We start from the raw sequence: 11,586 nt of genomic DNA, 5'->3' as shown, positions 1-11,586 counted from the left end.
CAAACTTGTATAACCCGATCAGGAATAACAAATTTGCATGTATAGTCAATTTAAAATTAATTCAATAACCTGTATAGCCATACACGGATAAGACAGCTTTTACCTAAGCTAGGTCTGAACACGCTCTAACCTCGGTCTATACTCGGTGCTAACTCGGTCAGAAGCGTGTTAAAGGCGGGTAAGCAACGCGCTTGATTCGTGCCTTATCCGACCTTGACTGCTCCTTAATCAGAACCTGCTCCTACCCAATCTCCAGCCTAAACAAAATTTTAAATAAAAAAGCTGACAGCCGCTATCAGGGAGCAAGTCACAAGAATAATTTTGAAGATCTGATGACCGGACATTCCGGATCACAATTACAGGACAGCCTTACTTTACAACCGGCTCAGATTACCATACTGATATCGCCGTAGAAAATGGCCAAAAAATTATTCTTTCTTCCGATAAAGACACAGGAACACAAAGTGGATGACGATGCAGAGCACAAATAATGTTGTCAGCACCATATAATTTAGCGTATTGGAGAAGTAATGATAAGCTATAGAAGAACGGACAATATGAATCAGCCCAACCGAAAGAAACGCGGCAAAACCCAGGCAGCCTAAGCCCAGTACATAATAGATCAATCCTGGTTTTCCCCATCCCTCCTGTATATTTTTAACCACAATAACGTTGAAAACCACTACAACCAAAATCCCAAAGATCACCACGTTACTTCCATTTAAAAGAAACATCAACAGGTAAGCGATGGCGAATAAAATATTGGCATAAGAAAGGATCCTGAACATTTTACCTAATTTAAAACATCTCCCTGCAATTTACGGAGAACCACAAACTATTCGGCATCGTCTTTGTTAACTAATTGATAAAAAAAAAGAATTATATGAAACGATTGGGCGTATATTGTTCCTGATCCATCATTCAACCAAAAAACACATTAATATGAAAAAGGAAACCAAAATCATTGCAGGTTTATTGGCAGGAGCTGCCCTTGGAGCTGCCATCGCATTAATATTAGCATCAGATAAAGATGGAGAAATGAAAGATAAAGTATCCGATTGGTTTTGTGATTTATTAGATTCTTCCAAAGAAAAACTGGTAGATGCCGCAGGTCATGTTAAAGATACCATTGCTAAAGTTAGAGCTTAAGAGAATTAATGAAGATCGCATTTCATGGGGCGGCACGTGCCGTTACAGGTAGTAAACACCTGATCACTTTAAAAAACAATACTCAAATCTTATTAGACTGCGGACTATTTCAGGGAATGGGTGATCTGACCGATGACCTCAACGAATCGTTTGGATTCGATCCCTCCCTGGTCAGTTACTTCGTCCTGTCCCATGCACATATCGATCATTGTGGTTTACTACCCAGGCTGGTAGCTGAAGGTTTTAAAGGAAATATCTACTGCACGCCGGCCACCATGGACCTGGCAAGAATCCTGATGATGGACTCCGCAAAGATTCAAACTCAGGATGCAGAATATGCGAATAGAAAAAAGCGCCAGGACGAAAGCCCCGAATTCCCTCTTTATACGGAAAAGGACGTGATCCAAACGCTGAGCCAGATTAAAGTAGTCAACTACAATGAGGACTTTCAGATCGATGCCAATGTGACCTTAAACCTGACCGATGCAGGCCATATTGTCGGCAGTGCTGCAGTTCATTTAAAGATCAGCGAAGAAGGAAAAACTACTAACCTGACCTTCAGCGGGGATGTGGGAAGGTATGGAGACTTATTGCTAAAAAGCCCTCAGTCCTTTCCACAGGCAGATTATGTCATTATGGAATCCACCTATGGAGATTCTCTTCATCAGGATTTGGAGCCCATTGAAAATACCCTTAAGGAGATCATTCATCAAACCTGCATTATAAAAAAAGGAAAGGTGATCATTCCTGCTTTTAGTGTCGGCCGTACCCAGGAATTGCTGTATGCACTAAATGCGATGGAACTGAAAAACATCCTTCCTGATGTACAGTATTACGTAGACAGTCCACTCTCCCTTCAGGCAACAGAGGTGCTGAGGAGTCATCCTGAAGTCTACAACAACGGTGTAAAAGAAGTGATGAAAGTAGATAAGGATATCTTTGGCTTTAAAGGTTTAAAGTTTATTGAAAGCGTAGAAGAATCTAAAGCATTAAATAGTGACCCCCGCCCATGTGTCATCATTTCCTCTTCAGGAATGGCAGAAGGAGGCAGGGTAAAACACCATATCCGCAACAACATCAGCGATCAGAAAAACACCATTTTAATGGTTGGTTATGCAGAGCCCAGGTCATTGGCCGGCAAGCTACTTGCAGGACAGCCTAAAGTATGGCTTTTTGGACAGGAATATGAAGTCGTTGCCGATGTCCGTTCGATCAGATCAATGAGTGCACATGGTGATTATGAAGATTTACTGCAGTTTCTTTCCGGACAGGATCCAAACCAGATAAAGCGCATTTTTCTTGTTCATGGAGAATATAAAGTACAGCAGATATTTGCCGGACATCTTAACGATAAAGGGTTCCACAACGTAGCTATTCCCGAATATCATCAGGAATTTGAACTCTAACCATTAAAGGTTTTTTTATCTTTGCCGGATGGACGTTTTTGGTGAAGCATTAAAAGATCAATATACTAAACCACCCGCAGAAACCCTGTGGGTGCATAATTCTTACGATGAACCGGAGGAAATGCCGGTCGACATTTATTTCAGAAATGAATCCGAAATGCCGGAACTGGAGCTGAAAGCCCTGGATCTTTGCAAAGGCAAAGTGCTGGATGTAGGTGCCGGTGTAGGCAGCCACGCACTCATACTTCAGCAGCGGGGTCTTAATGTTACAGGAATGGACATTTCCGCTCCTGCCGTCCAGATCATGAAACAACGTGGACTGAAACAAGCGATCGAAGGAGACATCCTTAAGTATAAGGACCAAAAATACGACACCCTTCTTTTCATGATGAACGGAATAGGCCTGACAGGCTCCATACCGGGATTAAAAGCCTTTCTTAAACACGTAAAAAGTCTGCTTAATCCAGGCGGACAACTGGTATTCGACAGCTCAGATCTTTCTTATCTATATCAGGAAATCCCTTTTCCTTCTAACGGATATTTTGGAGAAGTGAGCTTCAGGTATGAATATAAAAGCATCAAAGGAAATTGGTTCAAATGGATTTATGTAGATCAGAAAACTTTGACAGATCTCGCAAAAGACAGCGGATGGACAACCGAGATTATCTTCGAAGATGGTCAGGATCAGTACCTCGCTAGGTTAACCTTTTAAAATATAAAAAGGCCTGGTAAAAAACCAGGCCTTCTTCATTTAGCGATCTGTTAATTATGCTTTCTCTTCCCAGATGGCAGAAATATTAATAATCGTTTCGACTGCTTTTTCCATATCCTGAACAGAAGCCCATTCCTGTTTACCATGGAAAGCATGTTCCCCGGCAAAAATATTAGGACAAGGCAAGCCCATAAAGGAAAGACGTGAACCATCTGTTCCTCCGCGGATACTTTGTCTCTTTGGGGTAATTCCGGCTCTCTTTATCGCTTCAACACCATACTCAATCACCTGCGGGTATTCATCAAGCACCTTTTTCATATTGCGGTACTGCTCTGTAATCTTCAACTCGTAAGTAGAATTTGGAAAATCTTCAATGATATTTCTCACTGTAGCATCCAACAATTCTCCATTCGCTTCCAACTGTTCATCATCAAAAGCACGCAGGATAAAGCGGGCCTGTGCCTGCTCCACACTTCCTGAAATGGTTACCGGATGGATAAACCCTTCCTTCAACTCTGTTGATTCAGGAGAAAGGCAATCTGAAGGCAAAGCACTGATCACGTCAGACAAGATCTTAATTGCGCTTTCCATTTTTCCTTTTGCAAATCCAGGATGTGTACTTACACCATTTATCGTTAGTACTGCCCCATCTGCCGAAAAAGTTTCGTCTTCAATAGAACCTAAGGTTTCCCCATCAATGGTATAAGCGAAATCAGCACCCAGCTTTTTAAGGTCTGCTTTATCTACTCCTCTGCCGATTTCTTCGTCCGGGGTAAATAAGATTTTAACTGTTCCGTGTTTGAAACCCGGGTTCTGCATAAAAAAAGCAGCAGCCTCCATGATCTCCGCCAATCCGGCCTTATTATCTGCACCAAGAAGTGTTGTTCCGCTGGCAGTAATAATGTCATTTCCAATCTGGTCTTTTAGATCAGGATGTTCAGACATCTTTAAAATGATGCTTTCATCATCAGGAAGCACCAGATCCTGCCCCTGATAATTGGCATGGATGATCGGTTTTACATTCGTTCCACTGCAATCAGGAGAAGTGTCCATGTGCGAGCAAAAGCAAATCACGGGAACATTTTTCTCTGTATTGGAAGGAATAGTGGCATACACGTAACCAAATTCGTCAAGATGGGCGTCGGAAACACCCATTTCCAATAATTCCGCGACAAGAACTTTTCCCAGGTTCTTTTGCTTCTCTGTGGAAGGGATCGTTGCAGACGCCGGATCTGATTGTGTATCAATCTGCACATACTTTGCAAATCGGTTTTGAAGGGAATTGTTTTTATTTTGATAATTTAGCATAGTCTTTAAAAAAACAAAGCTAAATAATTTGAAAACAATTTTCACCGCATGCCTGTCACTTCTATTCTATATTAATGCCGCTGCACAATCAAACTTCTATAAAATAAGCGCCGGGGGCGGTTTTGGACTCACACAATCTTTCGCCGATTTGAAAAAACATTCCTTTGGTCTGGCAGGATACGGTCTTGTAGACTACTATTTTACACCCTTTATCAGTGCAGGAATAGAAGGACAAATGGGCGAGATCAATGGGGGCAATAGAAAAACAGACCCCAATCACCGTGAATTTATCAATTCCTACAAAGCTTTTACAATCAATGGGAAAATAGCTTTGGGTGCTTTAATTGACTATCAAAAAGGGGAATTCAGCAATAGCATAAAAGGGCTTTACATCGGAACAGGATTCGGGCTGGTTATGAACGATGTGAACAGGGTTCGGAAAGAGCCTGTTGATCCGGATCTTCCGGTAACAGACCCTCCTGCACCCGACAAAATATGGCCGGGAAAGGAAAAATCCACAAATTTGCTTTTCCCGCTGAATGTGGGCATCAACTTTTATTTTCCGGACCGTTCAGGGTATACCCGCTATATCTTAAATTTCAATTACCAAAGTAACCTTACTATTGGAGAAGGTTTGGATGGCTATGACGAATCCTCAAGAAGTTTTAAAAACGGTATGCCTGATGTCTATACTTATTTCTCTGTCGGACTGAGGTACCAGTTTGGCAGTATCGGACTTTTTCACAAAACTATTTTCTAACCTTATTACCAGGAAATCCATGGGCCGTTTATTTTTCATCTTATTTCTTTTAACCACGACGGGGGCTTTGGCACAACAAACACCTTTCGAGCACAGCAATAAAAAAGAAACGGCCACTTACACTGAAGTGATTCATCATTATCAATCATTGGCAAAAACCTATCCCCAGGCCAAACTGATTACTTATGGCCCTACAGATTTTGGTCAGCCTTTACACCTGCTGGTATTGTCCAAAGACAAAGTGTTTGACCCTGTGGCCATCAGAAAAAGCAATAAAAGAATTTTGCTGATTAATAATGGGATCCATCCGGGAGAGCCTGAAGGAATTGATGCGAGTATGATGCTAGCACGCGATCTGCTCAAAGAAAACAAATTGCCAAAAAATGTGGTGATCTGCATTATTCCTATATATAATATAGATGGCAGCTTTAACCGCGGTAGCACTTCAAGGGCAAATCAGAATGGTCCGATTGCTTATGGATTCAGGGGGAATAGTAAAAATTACGACCTGAACAGGGATTTCATTAAAACCGATTCTAAAAATTCGCAGTCCTTCCAGGAGATTTTTAACACCTGGCAACCGGAAATATTTGTAGATACCCATACCAGCAATGGCGCAGACTATCAATATACCATGACCTTGATTCCCACCCATAAAGACAAACTGCAACCGCTTCTTTCAACCTACCTCACACAAACCTTAGTTCCTTCCCTATATCAGGAGATGGAAAAAAAAGGATATGAAATGATCCCCTACGTGAACTCCATTGGAGAAACCCCCGATCAGGGAATCACGGGCTTTATGGAATCACCACGCTACTCTACCGGATATGCTGCTTTACACAATACCATCGGTTTTATGCCTGAGACCCATATGCTGAAATCTTTTGATAAAAGAGTAGACGCCACTTATAAGCTCCTGCAAACCTATATCGATGTGGTGGTCAGAGATGCAAAACTGATTGGAGAAAACAAGAAAAAAGCAGATGAAGCAGTCGCCTTACAGCAGAATTTTGCCATAGACTGGAAACTCAACAAAAAAGAGTCGACACCCCTGATGTTTAAAGGTTATGCCGCCAAGCAAAAACCAAGTGAAGTGAGCGGTCTCGACAGGTTATATTACGACAGAAATGAACCTTATACTAAAGAAATTAAATACTGGAATACTTTCGAACCTGCTTTAACGGTCAGCAAGCCCATCGCGTACCTCATTCCCCAGGCCTGGACTAAAGTAGTAGCGCTGTTAAAACTCAATCAGGTGAAAGTACAACAACTGAGCAGAGATGCCGTTATTCCGGTAGAAATGTATTACATCAATGATTATAAAACGGCAACACGTCCTTTTGAGGGACATTATCTGCATACTGCCGTGAAAGTAAATCCAACACTCCAAAATCTTCCCTGCTATGCAGGTGATTATATCGTCTATGTAAACCAGGCTACAAACCGGTATATTGTAGAGACGCTGGAGCCACAAGCTGTTGACTCTTTCTTTAACTGGAACTTCTTTGATGCCATACTGGGAATGAAAGAACATTTCTCGGCTTATGTTTTTGAAGATACTGCGGCAGAGCTCTTAAAAAAAGACCCAGCCCTGCGGGAAAAACTGGAAAAAGAAAAAGCAGCAAAGCCGGAAATGGCAAAAGATGCGGAAGCGCAACTGGATTTCATTTATAAAAATTCCAGCTATAATGAAAAAACACATACCCGTTACCCTATTGGCAGATTGCTAAAAGAACAACACTTAACCTTAAAATAACAATGGATTACATCAATAATACCCCGGTAGCCTCCCTGATTTTTGTTTTTACGATTATTACCAGCATTTATGCTTTCCACGACCATGGGTTATTTGGAAAATTCATGCTTCATCCCTATAGTGTATCCAGAAAACATAAAGTATATACGTTAATCACCAGTGGCCTGATCCATGCGGACTGGATGCACTTGATCTTTAACATGATGACTTTCTATTTCTTTGCCTTCAGACTGGAAGCGCTCATCGGCTCATGGCAATTTGGACTGCTTTATTTCCTGGGCTTGATTCTAAGTGACATTCCTTCGGTCATTAAGCATAAAGATGACATGTGGTACAATAGTCTCGGTGCTTCCGGCGCAATCAGTGCAGTGTTGTTCAGCTTTATCCTGTTCGATCCCATGTCAAAGATGATCATCTTTCCTTTGCCAATTCCAATCTGGGCCTGGTTGTTTGGATTGCTATACCTGGCTTATTGCTGGCAGATGTCGAAAAGAGCTCAGGATAACATCAACCATGACGCCCATTTTTTTGGTGCATTAACCGGAATGATCATCACCGTCCTCCTTGTTCCAAATATCATTCCGAACTTTATTACCAGGCTATTGGGTAACGGGTAAAGAAGCCGGCACAAAGTAACTGATCGGATTCGTCGGATCTTTAATGATCTCAAATAACGTATGCCCCCATGGTTTCCAGAAATCCTGTAATACCTGGGCATATGTTTTATGTTGCCAGTGGTCAAACAATGCTTTGTTCAATGTTCCTCTCAGCGGCATCGCATCTATATATATGGAACCCTCAACCGGCATAATTGCGTATTCAGGGAGCCTGTTGAATAAATATGCGGAATAGTAGAATCTGGCACAAATTTCTTCGAATTGCTGAGGAGAAAGGGCTGATTTTCCGATCTGATCTAAGATTTCCTGATGGAATTTTTTGTTCGTCCCGTTGTCCTGAAGACAGGCAATGATGCCGAAATTCTTCAGTTTCATGGAAAATGTTAAGGTATTGATCTCATCACGGAAGCTAAAAGCAGTATCCTGTTCTTCCAGAGGAACCACCACAATAGACCATGGTTTGAAATCTTCATATACTACATCCAGGTAAATGCTCTGAATCATGGTATTCAGGTTCCCGAATTTATGCATCAGCCCCTGCGACATATTTACGCCATCTGAACTGATTTGCTGCAAACGTACCGCAGCATTCATCTCTACATAGATCAGGCTATACATGAATTTACCGATCCATTTAAACAGGTCTTCCTCTTCCAATTGAGAAACAGCATCGTAACCTTTAGAAAAAGCACTGGCAATTTTCTCTTCCAGAGGCTGGATAAAATGAGTAAAGACTTCCGTATTACAAGGTACTTTTAAGGTATTGTACGACCGCACACTTTCATCCAGCAATTTAATCTGTTCCTCACCGCTAAAGTTGGCAACTTCCAAAAGCCAGGCGGGTAAGATATTGATTTCCTCCACCGGAGATTTGAAGGTATCCCCACTCAGGAAGCAATTTTTATATTTGAAATCGAAGTTTTTAAAAGGCTGGTATATTGTGCTATTCATACAGGGCACAATATTAAGTATATTATTTTTACATTCGCTGAAGCACCGATTTTTTAACTTTGATATTACTATTAGTACATTCATATGCAGGCAACCTACACCTCTTATAATCTGGAATTAAAGCACCCTTTTGCTATCGCTAAATTTTCAAGGACCAGCACACCGATTATGCTGTTGAAACTGAATTATGAGGGTAAGGATGGATATGGTGAGGCATCTATGGTTCCCTACATGGGGGAAAGTGTGGCCAGCGCTCAGTCCTTTTTAAAGAAGGTAGACTGGAAAAGATTTGTATATCCCTTCAATTTTGAAGAGATCATTACTTATCTGGACGACATTGAAAAAGGGCAACCTGCCATAAAAGCAGCAATAGATATCGCGCTAAATGACCTGAGCGGAAAAATATTGGAAAAACCCTGCTACGAAATCTATGGTGCAAATCCGTTAAAGATGCCCGTAACCTCTTATACCATCGGGATCGATCGTCTGGATATCATTAAAGAAAAGGTAACCGAGGCCAAAGACTTTAAGGTATTGAAGGTAAAACTGGGAAGAGATAATGATAAAGAACTGATCAATACCATCAGGGCAATAAGCAATGTGCCGCTATATGTAGATGCCAATCAAGGCTGGACAGACAGGAAGCAGGCCATAGACATGATTTACTGGCTGCATGATCAGGGAGTTGTATTGATTGAACAGCCAATGGACAAAGCCAACCTGGAAGGAAATGCATGGCTGACAGGCCGGAGCCCGATTCCGATTCTGGCAGATGAAGCGGTACAGCGGCTGAGTGATATGGATGCCCTGAAAGGAGCCTACCATGGAATAAATATTAAGCTGATGAAGAGTACAGGGATGTATGAAGGGCATCAAATGATCAAAAAGGCACGGTCTTTCGGAATGAAAGTACTGATCGGCTGCATGAGCGAAACGTCCTGTGCCACACAAGCCGGAATAGCCCTCGCCCCGCTTTGCGACTGGGCGGATCTGGATGGCCCCTGGCTGACAAAAAACAATCCTTTTGATGCCCCGCAAATCATTGCGGGGAAATATCAATTGAAAGACCTGCCTGGCCTGGGCCTCGAAGGGATTAACCCAAATCTTTTTGCTTCTTCTTAAGTGCGCTGCGCATCTCTTTGATGAGTTGCAGTTTCAGGTAAAGAAAGAATGCGGCTGTAGCCACAAAAAGGACGATTACAAGATACTTTGTATTGTTAAAAGCCCATACTGCTCCGAAGATGGATACAATCAGACCAAGGTTGTAAAAAACGTTTAATGCAATTTTCTTTCCCATGTCTTAGTAAACAGGCATGTTAGGGTCAAACGCTTCCTGCCATGCAAGGATTCCACCTTTAAGGTTGTACAAGTTGGTAAATCCCAGCATTTGCTCTAATTGCATGATTGCTGCTGCACTTCTTTTGCCACTTCTGCATTGTACAATCACGGGTTTATCCTGAGAAATCTGATCTGCTTCAATCAGGATTCCACCTAAAGGGATGTTCAGACCATCAAGATTCGATGTTTCATATTCGAAAGTTTCTCTCACATCAATCAGTTGGAAATCTTCCTTGTTATCGATTTTTGCTTTTAATTCCTGAACGGTTATTTCCTTTATCATATGTTTTGCTTTTTTCAAAGATAAGCAATGCCGAAATTATTAAAGGTAAAAAAACCACAAAATCACATTAAGATGAAGATAATCGAATCATTTCAAGTGGATTACTGTAACAACTGGCAGGCTCGGGCGTTTAATAGTATTCTATATTTAAATTGACTTCTGCATCATGAACACGATATCCCGCTTCTTTTGGTTTTGCTCCGGGGCGCACATTTCTACACTTGAAAAACACCCGACTGAGCACAATAAGTATATTGGAATAGGTGCTACCATTTTCTTTACCGGATTATTTGCTGCACTATCAGGAGGTTACGCCATGTATTTCGTTTTTAAAGGAGATACAGCCGCTGTTCTTTTTGCCGTATTTTTCGGCCTGATCTGGGGGCTCGCGATCTTTAATATGGACCGCTATATCGTATCCAGCATCAACAAAAGCTCCAGTACCAATAAGCAAATCCTGCAGGCAACACCCAGAATATTACTGGCCATCATGATCGGGATCGTCATCTCCCGCCCATTGGAATTGAAAATCTTTGACAAAGAGATCAAAGAGCGACTCAAAGTGAGTTACCTCAATAACCAGCGCTCAAAGATAGATACACTGAATGCCGCATTTGGGAATAAGTATAAGATTGAGATGGACAAACTGAATGGGGTAAAAGCAGAAAGAGATTCCCTGGCAAGCGCCATAAAAACCGACCGTCAGAAGTTAAACTTTGAGATCTTTGGCAATAAAACCACAGAAACATCGGGTGTAATGGGCTATGGTCCTTATGCGAAACGAAAGGAAGCAGAGCTGAAGCAAAGAGAACAGAATCTGGATACTTTAACAGCAGACGTCAGGGCCCTGGAGAAATTTGTAGACGGAAGAAAGCAGTTTGATGGACTCATGACGGAAAAACTGTATACCGGGAAACAACTCGACAGCCTGACCAGCATTGCCGGCTTTGCAGACCGCAACTGGGCCCTCGGACAACTGAGCTTCAATACCGATGGAACAAGAGATCTGAATACCTCACTGGCAGTGACTTTTATTGGTTTGCTGTTTATCTTTTTTGAATGTCTTCCTGTTTTCGTAAAACTAATGAGCAGCAGCGGCCCTTATGACCATTCCGTTCAAAACCAGGAAAGCAGCCAGGTTCATGAGTCGGACAAGGATAAAGATTATGAGATGGCAGTCGTAGATGGGGTTCATGATACCCGGGTCGCGACAGAAATCACGAAAAGAAAAAGACAGCTCACTCATCCCCCTTCGGAAGAAGAATAACAAAGACCGGACTGACCTGTAACAGGTTAAAAAAAG

At 41.9% G+C, this 11,586-nt stretch carries 13 protein-coding genes; 8 read left to right on the top strand and 5 right to left on the bottom strand.

Annotated elements, in window-relative coordinates; all coding sequences use genetic code 11:
* Positions 1–428: 428 nt before the first annotated feature.
* Entirely contained in the window at positions 429–788 is a 360-nt protein-coding gene (locus tag BLQ87_RS24370) for a hypothetical protein (RefSeq protein WP_074611526.1), read from the bottom strand.
* Positions 789–942: 154 nt separating this feature from the next.
* On the opposite strand from BLQ87_RS24370, the gene BLQ87_RS24365 reads away from it, so the two are divergent.
* From BLQ87_RS24365 to BLQ87_RS24355, 3 genes are read left to right on the top strand one after another with little or no spacing between them, the layout of a single operon-like run.
* The gene (locus tag BLQ87_RS24365; RefSeq protein ID WP_074611525.1) at positions 943–1,149 is read left to right on the top strand and encodes a YtxH domain-containing protein; all 207 of its coding nucleotides are present in this window, start codon (positions 943–945) and stop codon (positions 1,147–1,149) included.
* 8 nt (positions 1,150–1,157) lie between these two features.
* Entirely contained in the window at positions 1,158–2,555 is a 1,398-nt protein-coding gene (locus tag BLQ87_RS24360) for an MBL fold metallo-hydrolase RNA specificity domain-containing protein (protein WP_074611524.1), read from the top strand.
* Positions 2,556–2,583: 28 nt separating this feature from the next.
* Positions 2,584–3,267, top strand: coding sequence for a class I SAM-dependent methyltransferase (locus tag BLQ87_RS24355; protein ID WP_074611523.1), 684 nt, complete (start codon positions 2,584–2,586; stop codon positions 3,265–3,267).
* Between the two features lie 54 nt (positions 3,268–3,321).
* On the opposite strand, the gene pepT is transcribed toward BLQ87_RS24355, so the two are convergent.
* Entirely contained in the window at positions 3,322–4,575 is a 1,254-nt protein-coding gene (gene pepT / locus BLQ87_RS24350; protein WP_074611522.1) for a peptidase T, read from the bottom strand.
* 28 nt (positions 4,576–4,603) lie between these two features.
* Here pepT and BLQ87_RS24345 point away from each other — a divergent pair, with 28 nt between their 5' ends.
* From BLQ87_RS24345 to BLQ87_RS24335, 3 genes are read left to right on the top strand one after another with little or no spacing between them, the layout of a single operon-like run.
* On the top strand, positions 4,604–5,335 hold the full coding sequence (locus tag BLQ87_RS24345; protein ID WP_074611521.1) for a hypothetical protein: 732 nt from the start codon (positions 4,604–4,606) through the stop codon (positions 5,333–5,335).
* Between the two features lie 19 nt (positions 5,336–5,354).
* Positions 5,355–7,094, top strand: coding sequence for a M14 family metallopeptidase (locus tag BLQ87_RS24340; protein ID WP_074611520.1), 1,740 nt, complete (start codon positions 5,355–5,357; stop codon positions 7,092–7,094).
* Between the two features lie 2 nt (positions 7,095–7,096).
* Positions 7,097–7,711 (top strand): rhomboid family intramembrane serine protease, encoded by a 615-nt coding sequence (locus BLQ87_RS24335; RefSeq protein WP_074611519.1) that lies wholly within the window; start codon positions 7,097–7,099, stop codon positions 7,709–7,711.
* On the opposite strand, the gene BLQ87_RS24330 is transcribed toward BLQ87_RS24335, so the two are convergent.
* On the bottom strand, positions 7,694–8,662 hold the full coding sequence (locus tag BLQ87_RS24330) for a hypothetical protein (protein WP_074611518.1): 969 nt from the start codon (positions 8,660–8,662) through the stop codon (positions 7,694–7,696). The genes BLQ87_RS24335 and BLQ87_RS24330 overlap by 18 nt on opposite strands.
* An 84-nt stretch (positions 8,663–8,746) precedes the next feature.
* On the opposite strand from BLQ87_RS24330, the gene BLQ87_RS24325 reads away from it, so the two are divergent.
* A complete protein-coding gene (locus tag BLQ87_RS24325; protein WP_074611517.1) occupies positions 8,747–9,784 on the top strand; it encodes a dipeptide epimerase in 1,038 nt (345 codons plus the stop codon).
* Here the strand turns inward: BLQ87_RS24325 and BLQ87_RS24320 are convergent.
* Both BLQ87_RS24320 and BLQ87_RS24315 read right to left on the bottom strand, forming a co-directional pair.
* Positions 9,756–9,959, bottom strand: a complete 204-nt coding sequence (locus BLQ87_RS24320; RefSeq protein ID WP_074611516.1) for a DUF6358 family protein — start codon at positions 9,957–9,959, stop codon at positions 9,756–9,758. The two genes, BLQ87_RS24325 and BLQ87_RS24320, sit on opposite strands and share 29 nt — an antisense overlap.
* Positions 9,960–9,962: 3 nt before the next feature.
* A complete protein-coding gene (locus tag BLQ87_RS24315; RefSeq protein WP_074611548.1) occupies positions 9,963–10,280 on the bottom strand; it encodes a rhodanese-like domain-containing protein in 318 nt (105 codons plus the stop codon).
* Positions 10,281–10,449: 169 nt separating this feature from the next.
* Between BLQ87_RS24315 and BLQ87_RS24310 the strand changes: the two genes are divergently transcribed.
* Entirely contained in the window at positions 10,450–11,550 is a 1,101-nt protein-coding gene (locus BLQ87_RS24310) for a DUF4407 domain-containing protein (RefSeq protein WP_074611515.1), read from the top strand.
* Positions 11,551–11,586 lie beyond the last annotated feature (36 nt).

This window comes from Pedobacter steynii, from assembly GCF_900103665.1.
Classification (GTDB): Bacteria; Bacteroidota; Bacteroidia; order Sphingobacteriales; family Sphingobacteriaceae; genus Pedobacter; species Pedobacter steynii.
The sequence above is the reverse complement of the archived record's forward strand: the minus strand, read 5'-3'. Positions and strand labels throughout refer to the sequence as shown.

Bases quoted from the DNA above. Each gene is read 5' to 3' on its own strand.
- BLQ87_RS24370 (WP_074611526.1), bottom strand. From the start codon at position 788: ATGTTCAGGATCCTTTCTTATGCCAATATTTTATTCGCCATCGCTTAC.
- BLQ87_RS24365 (WP_074611525.1), top strand. From the start codon at position 943: ATGAAAAAGGAAACCAAAATCATTGCAGGTTTATTGGCAGGAGCTGCC.
- BLQ87_RS24360 (WP_074611524.1), top strand. From the start codon at position 1,158: ATGAAGATCGCATTTCATGGGGCGGCACGTGCCGTTACAGGTAGTAAA.
- BLQ87_RS24355 (WP_074611523.1), top strand. From the start codon at position 2,584: ATGGACGTTTTTGGTGAAGCATTAAAAGATCAATATACTAAACCACCC.
- pepT (WP_074611522.1), bottom strand. From the start codon at position 4,575: ATGCTAAATTATCAAAATAAAAACAATTCCCTTCAAAACCGATTTGCA.
- BLQ87_RS24340 (WP_074611520.1), top strand. From the start codon at position 5,355: ATGGGCCGTTTATTTTTCATCTTATTTCTTTTAACCACGACGGGGGCT.
- BLQ87_RS24335 (WP_074611519.1), top strand. From the start codon at position 7,097: ATGGATTACATCAATAATACCCCGGTAGCCTCCCTGATTTTTGTTTTT.
- BLQ87_RS24330 (WP_074611518.1), bottom strand. From the start codon at position 8,662: ATGAATAGCACAATATACCAGCCTTTTAAAAACTTCGATTTCAAATAT.
- BLQ87_RS24325 (WP_074611517.1), top strand. From the start codon at position 8,747: ATGCAGGCAACCTACACCTCTTATAATCTGGAATTAAAGCACCCTTTT.
- BLQ87_RS24320 (WP_074611516.1), bottom strand. From the start codon at position 9,959: ATGGGAAAGAAAATTGCATTAAACGTTTTTTACAACCTTGGTCTGATT.
- BLQ87_RS24310 (WP_074611515.1), top strand. From the start codon at position 10,450: ATGAACACGATATCCCGCTTCTTTTGGTTTTGCTCCGGGGCGCACATT.